Below are 18,262 nucleotides of genomic sequence, written 5' to 3'. Positions count from 1 at the left end.
CATGTAATAAATTCGGGAGTTGGTCATGGCCACGGAAGAAAACGGTGTAGTGTACGGAACAGAAGATCTGTTGACGAGCCTGTGCAACTCGGTGATACGGGTATTGAATGTCGCCACGAATAGCAAGGTGAATTATTCTGCCATGGTGCAGCGCATCACGAAAATAGGTTTGAAGCCGGACATCGGTTGTTTTGTACTGTTTGATGGTGGTTTTTCTGGTCTGGTCGTGTTGAATTTTGATGGCGATACAGCGCTGGAGATCTATGAAAAATACATGCTCAACATGGGCATGCCCAAGTCTGAGCTGGCAACCTCGTTTACCTCTGATGAGGTGGCAAATATCCTCGGTGAGTTGATGAACCAGATCGTCGGTGACTTTACCGGCAAGGTGCGTCGCGAATTACAGACTAATATTACGCAGAACCAGCCCAAGATGTTGGTATTGACCAAGCAAGTCATGTTGAGTGTGGATACCCCGCTGGACAGGCCAGAACTGCGCCGGGTGTCATTCTTTACCGAGAAGAACAATATCTTTTATCTGGAACTGGCAATAGATAGGACAGAATTCATCAAGCTGCATGACTTTGAAACGCATGAGGTGACTGATCCTGATGCTTTGCTGCATATGCAACAAGCGGCAGATCAAAGTGGAGCAGGTACAAGCGCAACTGCTGCTGGCGATGATGATGACGAAAACTCTGAACTGTTGAAGTCTTTGGGGATGTAGGGTGCTTGGATCAGTCTTGTCACTGGTTAATAAGTGATCAATCAGTGATCACTCATGACCAATAAAGCAAAAGGCCGCATATGCGGCCTTTTGTCATTTCCAATCCTTCATCCTGGGATGATTTAGCCCAGCTTTTTCACAACGACACAGCCTATCGAGTAACCCGCGCCAAACGAGCAGATCACGCCTACATTGCCTGCTTCCAGGTCGTCCTGGTATTTGTGGAAGGCGATGATGGAGCCGGCCGATGAAGTATTGGCGTAAGTGTCCAAAATGGTCGGTGATTCTTCTGGCGATGCATCACGGCCCAAAATCATGCGGGCGATGAGCAAATTCATGTTCAGGTTGGCTTGGTGCAGCCAATAGCGTTTGACATCCGGGATGGCGATGTCGGCTGCTTCTACGGTAGAGGTGATCATCGCGGCTGCCATTGGGCAGACATCCTTGAATACCTTGCGGCCTTGCTGACGGAACAGTTTGTCTGGTTTGCCTATGCCGCTTTCATCTGCACGGTTCAAAAAGCCAAAGTTGTTGCGGATATTGTTTGAGAACTGTGTCTTGAGTTTCAGGCCGACGATTTCAAACTGGTGTTTGGATGTGGCCAGGTCTGCACGTTCTACGATGATGGCGGTGCAGGCATCACCAAAGATGAAGTGGCTGTCACGGTCGCGCCAGTTCAGGTGGCCGCTGGTGATCTCGGGGTTGACGACCAGTACAGCACGTGCCTGGCCGCTTTGGATGGCAGTGACGGCTGCCTGTATGCCAAAGGTGGCAGAAGAGCAGGCGACGTTAATGTCATAGCCATAGCCATCTATACCCAGGGCATTTTGTATTTCCACTGCCATGGCAGGGTAGCCACGTTGCATATTGCTGGCGGCGCAAATGACGGCATCGATATCGGCAGCAGTGCGACCTGCGCGTTCCAGTGCCTGGTTGGCGGCAGCGACAGCCATTTCACACATAATGGACGGTTCTTCATCGCTGCGTTCTGGCAGATGCGGCACCATACGGTTGATGTCGAGCACGCCTTCCTTGTTCATGACAAAGCGGGATTTGATGCCTGAGGCTTTTTCTATGAAGGCGACGCTGGACTCTTCCAGTGCGACTACTTCACCACTGGCGATGGCGGCGGCGTTTTGCGCATTGTGTTGCTGGACATAAGCATTGAAACTGGCGATCAGTTCTTCATTGGAAATAGACTGGGAAGGCGTGTACAGGCCGGTGCCGCTGATGACTACTTTACTCATCTCTTGCTTTCTGGTTATGTCGTTCTGAAGTAAGCGCAAAAATGCGCGACGAAGTCGCTCGATTTTACACAATAAAGATGACAGTTAAACGAGAAACGCACAGAAATAGAGTGCTTGTTCCAGTTTGGTGCAACTGGAACAAGCAGCCTTGTAGCCGTTTTTGCTGCGTTTTGAAGCGCTAATGAGAGGTATCAGGCATTCAATTGCTGTTTGTGGTGCAGCAAATGGTCTTCAATGAAGGTATTGATGAAGTAGTAACCATGATCGTATTCAGGCTGATAGCGCAATTTCAGCGCTTGCCCGACTGCAGTACAGGCCTGAGCAAATTTCTCAGGATGCAATTGTTCAGCCAAAAATTTGTCGGCAAATCCCTGGTCGATCAAAATGCCTTTGGGGAAGGGTGGCTGGCTCTGCTTTTGCATCAGCGCTGTGGCGTCATAATCGGCCCAGGCACTTTCATCAGTTCCCAGGTAGCCGGTGAAGGCTTTTTGTCCCCACGGGCATTGGCTGGGTGCGGCGATAGGGGCGAAGGCAGATACGCTGCTGAACAAGTCTGGATGGCGCAAGGCCAGTACCAGGGCCCCATGGCCACCCATGGAGTGTCCCATGATGCCGACGCGCGATGTGTCCATGGGCAGGCTGGCCAGCAGCATGGGCAGCAGTTCGGCGACGATGTAGCTGTGCATGCGGTAGTGCTTGTTCCAGGGCGCTTGCGTTGCATCCAGGTAAAAACCGGCAGCCACACCAAAATCCCAGGCATCGCTGTCGCCAGGGATGTTGGCATTGCGCGGGCTGGTATCCGGCGTGATGAGGATGATGCCTTCGCGTGCAGCAATGGCTTGCGCACCCGCCTTGATCATGAAGGTTTCTTCTGTACAAGTCAGGCCAGCCAGATAAAAGACTGCAGGGCAGGTTTCACCCGCCATGGCCTGTGGTGGCAGGTAGACGGAAAACCGCATGGGCAAGCCTATTTCGGCAGATTCATGCTGATAAAAGCGCTGCACGCCGCCATGGCAGGCGTGCTGGCTCAGCAAAGTCACTTCTTCTGCATCATCTGCTGCGCCGTTTGCTGCATTATTGCTGGATGCGCGCTGCATCATCAGAACAACACCACAGAACGTATTGACTCGCCACTCTTCATAAGGTCAAAGCCTTCATTGATGCGTTCCAGCGGGAGGCGGTGGGTGATAAGGTCATCGATATTCAGTTTGCCTTCCATATACCAGTCAACGATTTTTGGTACATCTGTGCGGCCACGGGCGCCACCAAAAGCTGAGCCTTTCCATTCGCGGCCAGTGACGAGCTGGAAGGGGCGGGTGGAGATTTCTGCACCTGCCTCTGCCACGCCAATGATGATGGATTTACCCCAGCCCTTGTGGCAGCATTCCAGCGCCTGGCGCATGACTTTGGTATTGCCTATGCACTCAAAGGAATAATCTGCTCCACCATCTGTCAGCTGGATGATGTGGTCAACCACGTTTTCTACTTCGTTCGGGTTGATGAAATGGGTCATGCCAAACTGGCGCGCCATGCTTTCACGCGCTGGGTTCAGGTCCACACCGATGATCTTGTCAGCACCGACCATCTTGGCGGCCTGGATGACATTGAGGCCTATGCCACCGAGGCCAAACACCACGACATTCGCGCCGGCTTCCACTTTGGCTGTGAAAACCACCGCACCAACGCCAGTAGTAACGCCGCAACCGATATAGCAAATCTTGTCGAAGGGCGCATCTTCGCGCACCTTGGCGACGGCGATTTCCGGTACCACGATGTAGTTGGAAAAAGTCGATGTACCCATGTAATGGAACAGCGGCTTGCCATCGAGTGAGAAGCGTGATGTAGCATCCGGCATCAGGCCACGACCCTGGGTAGAGCGTATGGCCTGGCATAGATTGGTTTTGCGTGACAGGCAGAATTTGCACTGGCGGCATTCTGGCGTGTACAAGGGGATCACATGATCACCCTTGCGCACACTGGTGACGCCCGGGCCGGTATCGACGATGACGCCTGCGCCTTCATGGCCGAGTATGGCCGGGAACAGGCCTTCCGGGTCGGCACCGGACAGAGTGTAATAGTCAGTATGGCAAATGCCAGTGGCTTTGACTTCGATCAGCACCTCACCAGCTCGCGGTCCTTGCAAGTCAACTTCTTCTATCGTCAGTGGTGCTCCGGCTTTCCAGGCGATGGCGGCTTTGGTTTTCATGGCTGTCCTTTAAATGAGGTCTTGATCTGACGCTAAAATGAGTTTGCTGATTGTGCTTTAAAGCGCAGTGACTCTGTCATCTTTTTGCATGTCTGGCCGATTTTGCGTTAAGAATGGCTTAAAAAGACGGGTTACATTGTTTCGATTATGATGAACGCTTTATTTAAGTTTATTGAGCCAGAGCTGATAATGAAGTCGATTAAAGCAACCAAGTCAGGCGTGGTCAAGCGATCCACTTTAGCGCGCACTGTCGATATTGTGATCTACCCCGGCTTCAAGGCACTGGAAGCGATAGGCCCCATGTCGGTATTTGAATATGCCAATATCCATTTACAGCGCCAGGGCAAGCCTGCGGCCTATGATGTAAAGATTGCGGCGGCGCATCTGGGCTCTGTGCGTTCAGATACCCTGATGTGCCTCGAAGCCAGCAAGCTCATCAATACCCTGGTGTTGCCAGATGATGTCATCATTGTCGGTTCAAGGCATATACAGCAGGCGCTGGCAGACAATCAGGCCATCATCGATTGGGTCGCTGAAGTTGCGACTAGGATCAAACGCCTGGCGGCACTATGTTCAGGCGCTTTTTTTCTGGCCCGCACGGGTTTGCTGGATGGCAAACATGCGACCACCCACTGGAGTGTGGCCAAACAACTGCAAGATGACTTTGCTGCCGTGCAGGTCGATGCCGATGCGATATTTATCCGCAGCGGCAACCTGTGGACTTCTGCTGGCGTCACTGCCGGCATTGACCTGGCACTGGCCTTTGTGGAAGATGATTGCGGTCATGAACTGGCGCTGGAAGTTGCCAGTGACATGGTGGTCTACCTGAAACGTCCTGGTGGACAATCACAATTCAGCACGCACCTGATGAGCCAGAAAACGGCGCAAACCAATATCCGTGAACTGCAGCAATGGATATTGTCAAACTTGCACCAGCGCCTGCCAGTATCGCAACTGGCCAAGATGGCAGGCATGAGCTTGCGCAATTTCACCCGCTTGTTCCAGCATGAAGTCGGGGTCAGCACGACAGAATTTATCGAGACAGCGCGCCTTGAATTTGCCCGGCAATTGCTGGCAGATATGTCTGAGCAAACCCTGCCGGTAAAAACCATAGCCGCACGCTGTGGCTTTGGCAGTGATGACCAGTTGCGCAGGGTATTTCAAAAACGATTGCAGATGTCGCCAACACAGTACCGTGCTGAGCTGCTCTGATTTTAATACTCGTCACATCGCCATGTAACGCCCCGGCCTGTGGTTCAGGCTGATGGCCAGGTTCAGCGCAAACGCACCAAGTACAGAAGCCAGCAAGGCCATAGGCGTGACGACCGCCAGTGACGCCGCCACGATGATGAAATCCACGCCCATCTGTAATTTTCCCGCCCGTATGCCACGTTTTTCTTGCAGGTACAGTGCCAGGATATTGATGCCACCGAGGCTGGCCTGGTGACGGAATAAAACAATGAAGCCGACGCCCATCATCAGGCCACCTGTCAGGGCAACATAGAAAGGCGTCAGGGTATTCATCGTAGTCAGGTGCAAGAGCTTGGGATGCAGGCTGGAAAATAACGAGACCAGTGCGACTGCACAAAAAGTCTTCAGCGTAAACCGCCAGCCCATGCGTCGCCAGGCCAGCCAGTAAAACGGCAGGTTGATGAGAAAAAACACCGTGCCAAATGACCAGCCTGTCGTATAGTGCAGCAAGAATGCCAGGCCAGCAGTGCCACCCGTCAGCAAGCCCGCCTGATTGAACAGGGCGACACCCAGTGATACAAGCAAAGTACCGGTAATAATCGCCAGTACATCTTCCAGCAGGCTATGCGGGATAAAGCGTTTCGATGCAGTGGCGGTTTTCATGAGGGAGCAGGGTGGAAAATGAAACTGAAGAAACTGAATTTTACGCCGCCACTATTGAGTTAACTTCAGGCAAATACCGGCATTTCGGTTTTCATTGACCTGCGTCAAACCTGGGTCATGAGTTTTGCAACACAAGCCCCGATAAAAAAATGGCTGATCAAATATGATCAGCCATCAGTGTTTTCAACAAATCAGTCTGTGCAAGCCAATCAGGCCTTCAATGCCTTTAACTGTTCTTCCGCGTCTGTCCGCAGTTTCTTGCTCAAGGCTGGTTTGAAGCTCAGTGCTTTTTCAAAATATGAAATTGCCTTGGGTTTTTCATTCACTGCTTGCAGGCATTGCGCCAGGCGGTAATAGATACCGGCATTGGTATCAAGCGTTTGGGCTTTTTCAAACCAGCTCAGGGCTTCTTTGTGTTTACCCTGTTCCTGCAAGGAGCGGCCCATGCCAAATGCGCCTTGGTATTTGGCTGGAAAGCGTTGCTGCATGTCGGTAAAAATGCGCTCTGCATCATTGTATTTCTTTTGCTGTACATAGCTTGCACCTATGCTGTACAGGATGCCGCGCTGCATGCTAATCAAGGATTCAGTATTACCTGGGATTGCGCTCAAGGCTGCCGTTTCTGCACTGGCAAATTTGTCGTCTGCCAGATCCACATTCGCCTGCAATAAATTGCCTGCCGCACTATTCACTTTGGCAGTTTCTATGACCAGGTTTTGCGCCTTGCTTTTACCGCCACCGGCAATCGCAGGTGCCTGCAAATAATATTGCAGCAATGAGCCGCGTGCGCTGTAATTTTTAGGATCAAGTTCTATCGCCTTGATAAAGGCATCGCGAATTTTGCCAGCGTAAGACATGGCGGCAAACATGCTGCCGGAAGTGGCCTTGGTACCTAATACATTTCCCAGCATCTCATGGCATTCAGACAGTTGCGGGTGCGAGTTAACGCATTGCTCCGCATATTTCGCCGCGTCATCCAGTTTGTCGAGTTTGCCTTCAGCCAGTATCAATTCTGCTTTTACCAGCAAGGCATCGGCATTACTGGCATCGGTACTCAGTTTGGCGTTCGCGGCCTTTTCTGCTTCGGCATATTTCTTTGCCTTCATCAAGCCATCATATTCATGGGCGCTGGCGGCTTGCATGGCAAACAAGCTGATGGCACTGGCCAGCAGAGCAGGTACAAGTTTCATGGATGGTCCCGGAAAAGAATTGATCCGCTGTTAACGCTGCGCCAGTCATTTGGTTGACGCAGCAATGAATGATGAACAGTCTCTTAACTCACTCTTTCTTTTCCGGTTCCACTTCCGCTTCTTTTTCATCTCCATTTTCTTTTGCACCTTCTTTGGAGGGGAAAAAATAAGCACGCGGATTTTCCTTGAAGCGCGCCCAGAGCAAGACGGTCAGCAAACCGCCCTGGCCAAAACTGACACGGCGTGAACGCAAGGCTACCAGCATCGCCAGGCTAAAGCTGACGCCGAGATTGACCATGCCTATGCACATGATGCCAAACAGTGAATATGCAGCCACTTGCCAGCTCATGATATTGTCGAGGCCGACTAGGGCAAAGGCAAAATTGGCACTGGCAAAAGTGATGTGGCGTATGTCTATCGGCAAACCAAAGAAACTGCCCAACTGTCCTATCGTACCGAGCATGATGCCAAAGAAAAAGTTACCTGCCAGTGCGCCCAGATTGTTACCTATGTAAGTGGTGACACGTAGCAATCTTGTTTCACCCAAAAGACGCTTTAGCCAACCCAACTGGCGCAAACGTTCGGGGATATTGCCATAGCTGGCCTTGTTATCGTAATAGCCGGAGATCAACCCAGACAAGAACAGGCAGACACCGGCAATAGCTGCATGTGGCAAGGCCAGGCTGGCGAAAGGGTCGATATCATGCAGCAGATGCTGGGCTTTTTCTGGCGACACCAGATGTTTGCCCGTGATGGAGACCCAGGCCCAGGCAATGGCATATGCGGTCGGCATGGCCAGGCCCACATTGCCGATGATGGCAATGAATTGTGAGCGCAATACACGCACGATGAGTTCAGCCAGTTCATCAAGCTTTTGTTTGCCGCCATCAATGGCGCGCGCCAGAAGGGCAGCGGTCATGGCTGGTTGCTTGGTGGCGATGGTGAAATGCAATACATGCACCAGCATGAAACCGCCTGAATAATTCAGGCTGTACAGCACGGCGTAGCCAAATGGCGCGAGTGCAAGCGTGCCAAACAAAATCTTGATCAGTGCCATGAAGCCGACGATGAAACCAGCCCCCAATGCAGAGCGCAACATCTCCAGCCATTCTGCGCGGTTATTGGTTACATAATGCTCACCGCTTTTCCCGGCTCTTTCGGTCACTTGCAGCGACAAGAGTTCAGTATTGCTTTGCATGAGATTGCGCAGGCTATGGCTGTGGTTTTCTGCAACTGCCAATTCCTTGAACAGCGCCGTGCCTATGGCGGCGGCGTGATCCGTGCTGCGGCTGTCGAGCATGTCGAGCAACTGACGCAAGCGCGCTATGCTTTGCATTAACTGCAGCAGCAAACGCGTCAGGCTGATGGAGACACCTTGCAGGGCGGCGGTACGGCGTATACGGTTGGCGATGTCTTCGCACTGGGTCAGCAAGACTTCTATGTGTTTACTGTCCTCACGTTCGCATGACTTGTCGGCCAGCCACTTGTTATAGCAAATCACATAGTCATTGATGGCATCATTCTGGCGCAGGAAAGGCGACTCGAATTTTTCTATGTCGGGGTAATTGCGCACCAGTTCGGCTTCCAGGCCTATATTCGTGATGCGGTAAGACAGCACCTGAACAGCACTGAGGATTTCACTGGTCAGTGTGGCATAAGTATTGCGTGGGGCGCGGGCGCGAAACCCTATCGCCCTGAGCAAATCCATCCAGGCCTGGTCTGCAACTGCATTGATCCAGATATGGTCGGTTTTTTTATAAAACAACTGTCCAAATATGTCCTTGATATAGGCGTCATTGACCAGTGGCGGCAAAAATTTATTCATCAATCTTTGCCTGGCCACCGACCAGAAGCCGGTATTTTGGGTGATGCCCACATCGGTGAACAAATGTACCAGCTTGCGCGTGGTCAATACCTGTATCAGATAACAGCGCAAGGCCTTGCGCCATGCCGGATTGCTTTGCAGCACAAAGCACAGGGCGCGCAGGTTGTCTGTGGCTCTTGTTGTATCTTGTGGGCGGGGTGGGCGTATCTCTGCAATCAGCTTGCGCAAGTACTGGATATCATTGAGTGCAGGATATTCGCCAAGGCGGATTTCAATTTCCGCTAAAACACTGTCCAAGCTCAAACCTCTCTCCTCAAAATGCCATGAACATCAACTTTTAACTCAATTCATGGGTTTTGTCATGTAACTTGCTCGCATGTATCTTGCTTAGATGTGGCAGAAGGGCAGTTTTTCAAGCTGGTCTCATGCAAGCCTGTGCATTTGCATGCAAAAAGGGGCAATTTAGTCTAAAGTGTCGGGGTGTTCATTACAAAGGTTGAGCGTTGGATAATTTATTGTTGGTGCTGGCTGCCCTGTTACTGGTCTTGTTAAATGGCTTTTTCGTGGCGGCAGAATTCGGTCTGGTAAAGTTGCGTCAGACCAGGGTGCGCAGTATTGCAAAAACCTCAGGTTTGCGTGGCCGCCTCTTACTCACGGTGCATCAACACCTGGATACCTATTTATCTGCCTGCCAGCTCGGTATTACCCTGGCATCTCTGGGCCTGGGCTGGATAGGTGAACCTGCCTTTGCGCGTCTGCTGCACCCAGTATTTTCTCTGGTCGGGATAGACTCTGAAGAGTTGATACACGGCATTTCATTCTTTTTTGCTTTCTTCGTTATTTCCTTCCTGCATATCGTGGTTGGCGAGCTTGCGCCAAAATCGATGGCGATACGCATGCCTGAGCGCGTCTCTTTGTGGACTGCGCCTGCCCTGTATGCATTTTACTGGTCCATGTATCCGGCGATCTGGACTCTGAACTTCAGTTCCAACAAGGTCTTGAAATGGATAGGCCTGAGCGCAGAACATGGTGGTGACGCTCATTATTCGCCTGAAGAACTCAAGCTCATCTTGCGCGGCAGTCATGGCGGCAAGAAAGAAACCCGCGATGAGTGGAGCATCATGGCCCAGGTACTGGACTTTGGGGGCCTTGAAATTTCTGACCTGATGCGTCCCATCAATGAAGTTGTGGCCATGCACAAAGGCGCCAGCCTCGAAGAAAACATGCAGACCGCGGCGCGTAACCGCTTTAGCCGTTACCCTTACTTTGATGAAGATGAAGAAACCGTGCTCGGCATGCTGCATCTGAAAGACTTGTTCCTGGCGCAGCAGGCTGGCAAGCAGTTGGATGACCTGAGCAAGCATTTGCGCCAGGTTGAGTTTGTGCCACCGACCATGCCGGCACTGGAATTGTTCCGCCGCTTCCGCAAGGGTGCACCACATTTTGCCATTGTTGGTGTGCGCGGCAGCAAACCGGTAGGATTTTTGACGCTGGATAATCTGTTGAGTGCGCTGGTTGGCCAGATACGCGATGAATTCCGTCAGAATGAAAACGACTGGACAACACTGGACGATGGTACCCTGATAGGCAAGGGCAGCCTGCCACTGTTCACGCTGGGCAGTGCGCTGGGCTTTGATGTCGATAGCGATGAAGTCGAATCCATAGGCGGCCTGATCATGCACAAACTCGGTGATTTGCCGGTGGAAGGCCAGAAAGTCGAATTTGAACGCTTTGATGCCGTTGTCAAGAAAATGAATGGCCCGCGCATCATTCTGGTCAGGATACATCCTAAATCCGAGGCTTAGGCGAGACATCAGGGTAATTAGAACTTGCCTCAAAAGAAACTTGTTTTAGAATAGTTGCTTATCCTGGTCAGCATGTCCTGCTGACTTTTGTTGCCCGGTTCTTGAAAGCACTGAAGCAATGGCCATTCAAAACAGCTTATCCACCTATGCGCGCAGCTTTTGGCTGACACTGATGGTATTTGCTGTGTTCACCGCAGTGTTTGGCTGGTATGTGTATTCAGAAAAAACTGTCGATCGCCTCAATGACTTGCGCTTTGAGTCCCATGCCCTGTCGCAGGAATTACAGCAAAGTTCAGAAGACCTGACGCGCATGGTGCGCAGCTATGTGGTCACGGGTAACCCTGACTACAAGCGTTATTACCAGCACATCCTTGACGTGCGCAATGGCAAGGCCGCCCGGCCAGCATCGCTGGGACAAAACTTGTTCTGGGACCTGGTACCTGCCAGTTATCCTGCTGCTCCTGAAAAAACTGCCCCGGCTAATTTACGCGTCCCGCTGATGGACCTGATCCGTAAAACAGGTATCACACAAAAAGAATTAACACTGCTGGAACAGGCCAAGCAAAATTCTGATGCCCTGACAGCAATAGAGTACCGGGCCATGTACCTGATCGAACACCCGGGCCTGAATGTGAATGAAGCCAGGGATCAGGCCAGCGGCCTGCTCTATGATGAACGTTATCGTCTGGCCAAACTAGCGATCCTGCGTCCGATTGCCGAGGCCAGTGACTTGATGGAAAAGCGCGGCGTGGCCCTGGTGGAAGATGCCGCACAGTTTGCGCTGCGGTTGCGCATGCTGTTTATTTTGCTTGGTATCCTGCTGGTGGGCCTGTTGTGGCGTGCCTACCGCTCTCTCAACAGGAGCCTGGGTGGCACCATACATGAAGTGTCTGCCAGTCTCATCAATCTGGGCAAGGGCAATTTCACGACACCTGTGGTCGTCAAACCGGGCATGGAAGAAAGCATCATGGGCTGGCTGGCGCTGACCCAGGCCAGGCTGGCCGAGACAGACGAGGCACGCAAGCTGGCAGCACACAAAAGCGAACGGCTTAGCCGGCTGTACAATGCATTGAACCAGTGTAATCAATCCATTCTGCGTCTGGACGACAAGGAAGATTTACTGCCGCGTATCTGTGAAAATGCTGTCACTATAGGCGGTTTAAAAATGGCCTGGATAGGCCTGGTGGATGAAGCCCGGCAAGTACTTAACCCGGTCGCTTTCTATGGCGCCGGAGCCGGATATCTTGAAGGCCTGCAGCTTACTGTACACCCTGATCAGGCAGAAAAACATGGCCCCAGTGCCCTGGCCTATCTGCATAACCGGCCATACTGGTGCCAGGATTTCCTGCATGATGAATTGATGGCGGCCTGGCATGAGCGTGGCGCGGCGCAAGGCTGGCGCGCTTTTGCTGCCTTGCCCTTGCTCAAGAGTGGCAAAGTGGTAGGCACATTCAATCTGTATGCCGAAAATGAAAATGCCTTTGACGAAGCCGTGCAGGATTTGCTGATGGAGTTCGCGACCGATATCAGCCATGTCCTGAACCGCTTTGAGCTTGAAGATGAACGACTGCACGCCTTGCAGATGGAAGAATTGCGCAGCTACATGCTGGAGCGGATCACTGCCAATACCACCCAGAAAGAATTGTTCCATGATGTCGTCCTCAAGGTTGAATCCTTGTTGCCCGACTGTCTGTGCACCATCATGCTGCTGGACAAGGATCGCATGCATTTGCGTACCGGCGCAGCCCCCAGCCTGCCTGAGGTTTTTACCCGCGCCATAGAAGGCGAGCCCATAGGCCCGGGTGTAGGCTCATGTGGTAACGCGCTGTTCACTGGTGAACGCACGATAGTTACGGATCTTTCCGCCCACGCCTATTGGCGCGATTACCGGGAGCTGGCAGAACAGTGTGATTTGCGTTCCTGCTGGTCAGAACCGATACGCTCTGCCGAGCGCAAGGTGATAGGTGCATTTGCCATTTATCACCACCGGCCCTCGGTACCAGATACCTTCTCGCTTAACTTGCTGGAGATGGCCGCCAACCTTATCGCCATAGGCATGGAGCGCAAGCAGTCTGAAGAAAGTTTGCACAAGCTGTCGCAGGCTGTCGAACAAAGTTCGAATGCCATTGTGATTACCGATACCGCGGTCAACATAGAATATGCGAATGCGGCTTACCTGAAAAATGCAGGCAAGGAACTGCGGCAAGTCATAGGCCGCAAACCCAGTATCATGCGCTCACGCAAGACCTCGCCAGACGTCTATGCCGACATGTGGCAACAACTGGGCCGGGGCGAAAACTGGAAGGGCGAGTTGATTAACCGTTATGCCGATGGTCTGGATCATACTGATCTTGCCCATATCTCGCCGATCAGGAACAGCGAAGGCTTGGTCACGCATTTCTTGTCGATACAGGAAGATATCAGCGATAAAAAACGTACCGAAGAACGTATCAAATATCTGGCGCATTATGATGCGCTGACAGGTTTGCCGAACCGCACCCTGCTTGATGAGCTGGCGCGTTATGCACTGAGCCTGGCAGAACGCAATCAGGATGCACTGGCGGTCATCTTTTTTGATCTTGATCATTTCAAGGACATCAACGACACCCTCGGTCACAGTCTCGGTGACATCTTGCTGGTCGAATTGGCCAAGCGCCTGGTGGCTGCCATGCGCGAGAACGATACGATTTCGCGCCTCGGTGGCGATGAATTTATCTTGTTGTTAACTGGCGTCGATGAACACAAGGTCGAGCAAGTCGTGCAAAAGCTCATGCAGGTTGTGAATACTTCATTCCACCTTGGTGAATATGATTTGAATGTAACTGCCTCCATGGGTATTGCAATTTACCCCAATGATGGTAAAGACCTGGAAACATTATCGCGCAATGCTGACGCCGCCATGTACAGGGCCAAACGTGAAGGCCGTAATTCCTATCGTTTCTTTACCCAGGAAATGCAGGAACGTTCCACTCGTCACCTTGAACTGGTGAATGCCTTGCGCCAGGCACTGGAGAAGCAGCAATTCCAGTTGCATTTCCAGCCGCAACTCTCGATGCGAACCGGCCATGTACTCGGTGCAGAAGCGCTGCTGCGCTGGCACCATCCTGTGCTGGGCCATGTCTCGCCCGCAGAATTTATCCCGGTGGCGGAAGACAGTGGTTTGATTTTGCCCATAGGTGAATGGGTCTTGCGCGCAGCAGCAAAACAATGGAAGCACTGGCAGGCCAGTGGCTTGCCGGATTTACTGATTGCGGTGAACCTGTCGGCAGTCCAGTTCCGTCATCATGATCTGCCTGCGCTGGTGACGCGCATATTACAAGAGGCAGATATGCCGGCAGCATGCCTGGAACTGGAGCTGACAGAAGGTGTAGCCATGCATGATCCGCAAGGTGCAATTGCCGTCATGAACAATCTGCATGAACGCGGCATACGCATGTCCATTGATGATTTTGGTACCGGTTATTCTTCACTCAGTTACCTGAAGAAATTCAAAGTTTACAAGTTGAAGATAGACCAGAGTTTTGTGCGCGATATTACCAGCGACCCTGAAGACCGCGCCATCGTCAGCGCCGTCATCAGCATGGCCAAGAGCCTGGGTTTGATGACTATCGCCGAAGGCGTGGAAACCGCAGAGCAACTGGAATTTTTGCGGCAGCAGCAATGTGATGAAGTGCAGGGCTATTATTATTCACGGCCTCTGCAGCCGGAGCAGTTTGCAGAATTCTTCAGGAATAGTTTGAATTAGTGTTGACCGGTACTACTCATCTAGATTGATGCTCGCAACTCCAATCAGCATCAATTTGCATCAATCTGCATTAATCAACATTAATCAGCATAGAGTGCCAAAACTGCCCGGCCTGCTACTTCTTCCCGTACCAGCATGATCAACCGTAAGGAATGAACTCTATGCCGTGGGATATCTGGCCGATAACCTGCGCGAAATTTTCGGTACTCTCGCTGAAGCTGGCCAGGATGTCGGGGCGCGACATGCCTGCCTGGATACGGCCATTCCAGTAATCAAAGCCTGCCTGATCAGGATTACGGTGCAAGACATTATTGTACAAGGCAGTCATGAAAGCATTGTCCGTAATATTGTCACCATATAGTTTTTTGAACTCTGCAGAATTGACAAAACCTGCAGCGGCATGATTGAGGGTTTCTGCGCCGCTGTCGAGTTGTCCTATCCAGTAACCCAAACCCGCCTTGTCAGGTATGCGATTGAACGCTGCCTGGTAAAGGCGATATGCCTGCCCGGCATTGCCATCAATGTCGGTTGCCAATGTTTTGTCGGTGAATTGCAGACGTTCAATATTGGTAAAAGTATCGGTGAGCCCATTCACTGCAGTGCCTGGTGCCACGATGGTAGTGACCATACCGGTTTTCGTCAGATTGACGCTTAAGTAGCCGGACGCAATATTCATCAATACCGTATCTGTCCCCGCACCTCCGTCATAAGTATCTGAGCCAGAACCAAGGGCAAACAGATCATTGACAGCCGAACCTGTCCAGTTATCGTTGCCTGATACCATGTTGATGAGTACCTGATCCAGTTTGTTCCAGTCATCGGACGATGACAGCAGATAGTTCAGATTGCTGATGCTGAATTGTTCCTGGCCAAGTCCATTCTTCACGGTGACAGAAGTAATGGTACCTGCCGTTGGCATGCTCACTCCTGTTGTGTAACTCAGTCCTGTGCCCGTCCAGCTGGCTTGCATCAGATTGGTAATGAAAAAGCCCGATGTTAGAGTTTGTACGCTGGAGGTAACAGCCGCATTCTGGGCACTAAAGAACAGACCCTTGCCGTTGATTTTGATGTTCGCCATGAATTTCCCTGGAAGTGGAGGTGAGGCTCAAATTGAATACCGGGATAGAAAAATGTCCTCAAGTGCAAAATTTTAGCATTTTATTATTATGTGGTTGATAAGTATTTACTTATCCGGGCTGGCTGCTTTTTTAAAGGCTGTTCAATGGTATTTTCAAATAGCGTATGCCGTTGTTTTCCGCATTCGGCAAGGCACCTGCGCGGATGTTGACCTGTATTGCCGGTATCAACAGATAAGGCATTTCCAGCCCGCTGTCACGCTTCTGGCGCAAGGCAACAAAGTCGGTTTCACTGACACCATCACGCACATGGATATTGTCTGCCTTTTGGCTGGCTACACTAGTATGTGTGCAGACTTCGCGCCCCGCAGGTGGATAATCGTGGCACAGAAATAGCCGTGTTTCAGGCGGGAAGGACAAGAGCTTCTGTATCGAGTGGTATAACTGAGCAGCATCCCCTCCAGGAAAATCACAACGCGCAGTACCAACGTCAGGCATGAACAAAGTGTCGCCGACAAAAATACTGTCACCAATGACATAGGCCATATCCGCCGGTGTATGCCCAGGCACGTTGATTGCCTTGGCTTGCAATTGACCAATGGAGAATTCTTCCTGATCCACGAACAGCACATCAAACTGTTCACCATTCACCGGGAAGTCTGGTCCCAGATTAAACATGACCTTGAATACTTTTTGCACCGCGCTGATATTCTTGCCTATGGCAATTTTGCCACCCGCTTTTTTCTTGAGGTACTGCGCTCCTGACAAATGATCGGCGTGAGCATGGGTTTCCAGCAGCCATTGCAGGGTCAGCTTGTTTGTCGCAAGAAATTCCAGCACCTGGTCAGCAGATTTGTTCGTGGTATGTCCCGATTTGGGTTCGTAATTCAGTACCGGGTCTATCACCGCCGCATGGCCACCAGGCGCATCGAATACAACATGGGTGGCGGTACAGGTCTGTGTATCGAAGAAACTGTGTACGTGTGGCTTGATGTCTGGATTCATGATGAACTCGCGCATGGCGATGAAATGAGTTCTCGAATAATAACAAAAATGTTGCTGATTTTGACATTTAGCATGCTTGTGCGGGATCAAAACAGGTTCAACACTCGACGCATGAACATGACAGGAATACTATAGTGGACTTTTGTAATGTGGGGTTTTGTAGTTAAGACAGATTGCCTTCCGCTTGCGCGACGATGATGGCTGCGTTGCAAATGCTCACGATAGCTTTGCATCTTGCCTTGGTCGCTCGGTAAGCGTCTTTCACTTCTGTTTTAATACAATAGTTCACTAGCATATTTTTTAATCCAGACTCCCGATATGTTCATCTCTGCAGCAGAACTTGTGGTGGCGCTCATTGGTGCCATGGTTGGTCTCGTCATGGGCCTGACCGGGGCTGGCGGCGGCATACTGGCAGTGCCAGCGCTGGTGTATACCCAGGGCTTCAGCATGCAGCAAGCGATGCCGGTAGCCCTGCTGGCCGTCAGCAGCGCAGCCCTGATAGGTGCAATAGAAGGCCTCATGCGCAAGCTGGTGCGTTACCGTGCTGCCGTGCTGATGGCAGTTGCTGGCAGTCTGCCGACACTGCTGGGCGTGCAGGTCGCTCACCGCATGTCACAGCAGTGGCTGATGCTGGTATTCGCCCTGATACTGGGGGTAGTGGCGGTGAGGCTGATAGTGCAATTGCGCTCGCCTGATTGTGATGATGCTCAGCGTGCTGCCATGGCACGTATCAATGCCAGTACTGGCCGCTTTGAATGGTCAGTCAAGACCGGCGCAGTGATTGCTGGCATAGGTGCCGTGTCCGGTTTCATGACAGGCTTGCTCGGTGTCGGTGGCGGCTTTGTCATCGTGCCCATGCTCAGGCATTACACCAATGCCAGCATGCATGTGGCGGTGGCGACTTCATTGCTGGTCGTCAGTATAGTCGGTACGATGGGTGTAGGATCTGCCTTGCTGAGTGGCACGCAACTGCCAGCTTTGTTGTCAGCCATGTTTGTTGCGACTACGGTAGGTGGCATGCTGCTGGCAAGACGCATAGCCTTGCAATTACCGGCAAAAAAAGTGCAGATGATCTTTGTGGGTTTGCTCTTGTGTGTGGCAGTCAGCCTGGTCTATCGTGCCGTGGCTTAGTTGATGCTGCTACGGTTGCTGATGCCGTTCAGCACTGCCGCCTGTGATTCCAGTTGTCGTGCGACATTGCCACACACCAGGTCGCACAGCGCATAGATCGATTCATCAGCGATATGGTAATACACCGAAGTACCACGCCCTTCGCGTGCCACCAGGCCATGCTTGGCCAGGGTAGAAAGGTGGCGTGATACGTTCGCCTGCGAGCAGGAGCAACGCTCGGCCAGTTCACCTACATTGTGTTCTTTTTCGCGCAGGCAGTTCAGTATGCGCAAACGGGTAGGTTCAGCCAGCGCCGAAAAATAATGGGCAATCTGTATCAAAGCCTGATCAGATAATCCGTCCATGGCAGTCAATCTGATAGTGGGAATATCTCTATCATACTCTGAGTCTGGAAAGTTGCGCGCACTCAATTTACTATTTGCGTAATTGCGCAAATAAGATATTACATTTT

General features: G+C 51.7%; 14 protein-coding genes. 5 read left to right on the top strand and 9 right to left on the bottom strand.

Annotated features, from left to right (window positions below):
• The first annotated feature begins 25 nt into the window (after nt 1-25).
• Nucleotides 26-727 (top strand): DUF3334 family protein, encoded by a 702-nt coding sequence (locus tag ACO0LI_RS08055; protein WP_423032148.1) that lies wholly within the window; start codon nt 26-28, stop codon nt 725-727.
• 122 nt (nt 728-849) lie between these two features.
• Here the strand turns inward: ACO0LI_RS08055 and ACO0LI_RS08050 are convergent, their stop codons facing one another.
• The 3 genes from ACO0LI_RS08050 to ACO0LI_RS08040 all read right to left on the bottom strand — a co-directional run bounded on the left by ACO0LI_RS08050 (nt 850) and on the right by ACO0LI_RS08040 (nt 4,180).
• Nucleotides 850-1,974: a beta-ketoacyl-ACP synthase III gene (locus ACO0LI_RS08050; protein WP_422948990.1), complete on the bottom strand. Its 1,125-nt coding sequence runs from the start codon at nt 1,972-1,974 to the stop codon at nt 850-852.
• Nucleotides 1,975-2,165: 191 nt separating this feature from the next.
• Complete coding sequence (gene fghA, locus ACO0LI_RS08045) at nt 2,166-3,074, bottom strand: S-formylglutathione hydrolase (RefSeq protein ID WP_423032146.1); 909 nt, start codon at nt 3,072-3,074, stop codon at nt 2,166-2,168.
• A complete protein-coding gene (locus ACO0LI_RS08040) occupies nt 3,074-4,180 on the bottom strand; it encodes an S-(hydroxymethyl)glutathione dehydrogenase/class III alcohol dehydrogenase (protein WP_423032144.1) in 1,107 nt (368 codons plus the stop codon). The genes fghA and ACO0LI_RS08040 overlap by 1 nt, the downstream gene beginning before the upstream one ends.
• 189 nt (nt 4,181-4,369) lie before the next feature.
• Here ACO0LI_RS08040 and ACO0LI_RS08035 point away from each other — a divergent pair, with 189 nt between their 5' ends.
• Nucleotides 4,370-5,392, top strand: coding sequence for a GlxA family transcriptional regulator (locus ACO0LI_RS08035; protein WP_423032142.1), 1,023 nt, complete (start codon nt 4,370-4,372; stop codon nt 5,390-5,392).
• Nucleotides 5,393-5,404: 12 nt separating this feature from the next.
• Here the strand turns inward: ACO0LI_RS08035 and ACO0LI_RS08030 are convergent, their stop codons facing one another.
• The 3 genes from ACO0LI_RS08030 to ACO0LI_RS08020 form a co-directional block, all read right to left on the bottom strand.
• Complete coding sequence (locus ACO0LI_RS08030) at nt 5,405-6,034, bottom strand: YitT family protein (RefSeq protein ID WP_423032140.1); 630 nt, start codon at nt 6,032-6,034, stop codon at nt 5,405-5,407.
• Nucleotides 6,035-6,243: 209 nt separating this feature from the next.
• Complete coding sequence (locus ACO0LI_RS08025; protein ID WP_423032138.1) at nt 6,244-7,224, bottom strand: CDC27 family protein; 981 nt, start codon at nt 7,222-7,224, stop codon at nt 6,244-6,246.
• A gap of 88 nt (nt 7,225-7,312) precedes the next feature.
• On the bottom strand, nt 7,313-9,352 hold the full coding sequence (locus ACO0LI_RS08020; RefSeq protein WP_423032136.1) for a site-specific recombinase: 2,040 nt from the start codon (nt 9,350-9,352) through the stop codon (nt 7,313-7,315).
• A 200-nt stretch (nt 9,353-9,552) separates the two neighbouring features.
• On the opposite strand from ACO0LI_RS08020, the gene ACO0LI_RS08015 reads away from it, so the two are divergent.
• The gene (locus tag ACO0LI_RS08015; RefSeq protein ID WP_422948983.1) at nt 9,553-10,854 is read left to right on the top strand and encodes a hemolysin family protein; all 1,302 of its coding nucleotides are present in this window, start codon (nt 9,553-9,555) and stop codon (nt 10,852-10,854) included.
• A 118-nt stretch (nt 10,855-10,972) separates the two neighbouring features.
• Nucleotides 10,973-14,599, top strand: a complete 3,627-nt coding sequence (locus ACO0LI_RS08010) for a bifunctional diguanylate cyclase/phosphodiesterase (protein WP_423032134.1) — start codon at nt 10,973-10,975, stop codon at nt 14,597-14,599.
• A 139-nt stretch (nt 14,600-14,738) separates the two neighbouring features.
• Here the strand turns inward: ACO0LI_RS08010 and ACO0LI_RS08005 are convergent, their stop codons facing one another.
• Both ACO0LI_RS08005 and ACO0LI_RS08000 read right to left on the bottom strand, forming a co-directional pair.
• On the bottom strand, nt 14,739-15,677 hold the full coding sequence (locus ACO0LI_RS08005; protein ID WP_423032132.1) for a DUF4214 domain-containing protein: 939 nt from the start codon (nt 15,675-15,677) through the stop codon (nt 14,739-14,741).
• A 130-nt stretch (nt 15,678-15,807) separates the two neighbouring features.
• Nucleotides 15,808-16,668 (bottom strand): MBL fold metallo-hydrolase, encoded by an 861-nt coding sequence (locus ACO0LI_RS08000; protein ID WP_423032295.1) that lies wholly within the window; start codon nt 16,666-16,668, stop codon nt 15,808-15,810.
• Nucleotides 16,669-16,998: 330 nt separating this feature from the next.
• Between ACO0LI_RS08000 and ACO0LI_RS07995 the strand changes: the two genes are divergently transcribed.
• Entirely contained in the window at nt 16,999-17,811 is an 813-nt protein-coding gene (locus ACO0LI_RS07995) for a sulfite exporter TauE/SafE family protein (RefSeq protein ID WP_423032130.1), read from the top strand.
• Here ACO0LI_RS07995 and ACO0LI_RS07990 read toward each other — a convergent pair.
• A complete protein-coding gene (locus ACO0LI_RS07990) occupies nt 17,808-18,155 on the bottom strand; it encodes an ArsR/SmtB family transcription factor (protein ID WP_422948979.1) in 348 nt (115 codons plus the stop codon). The two genes, ACO0LI_RS07995 and ACO0LI_RS07990, sit on opposite strands and share 4 nt — an antisense overlap.
• Between the last annotated feature and the right edge of the window lie 107 nt (nt 18,156-18,262).

The organism is Undibacterium sp. Tian12W (genome assembly GCF_049339405.1).
Classification (GTDB): domain Bacteria; phylum Pseudomonadota; class Gammaproteobacteria; order Burkholderiales; family Burkholderiaceae_D; genus Undibacterium.
Note: the sequence above shows the minus strand (reverse complement) of the source record. Positions and strands in the feature narration are given on the sequence as shown.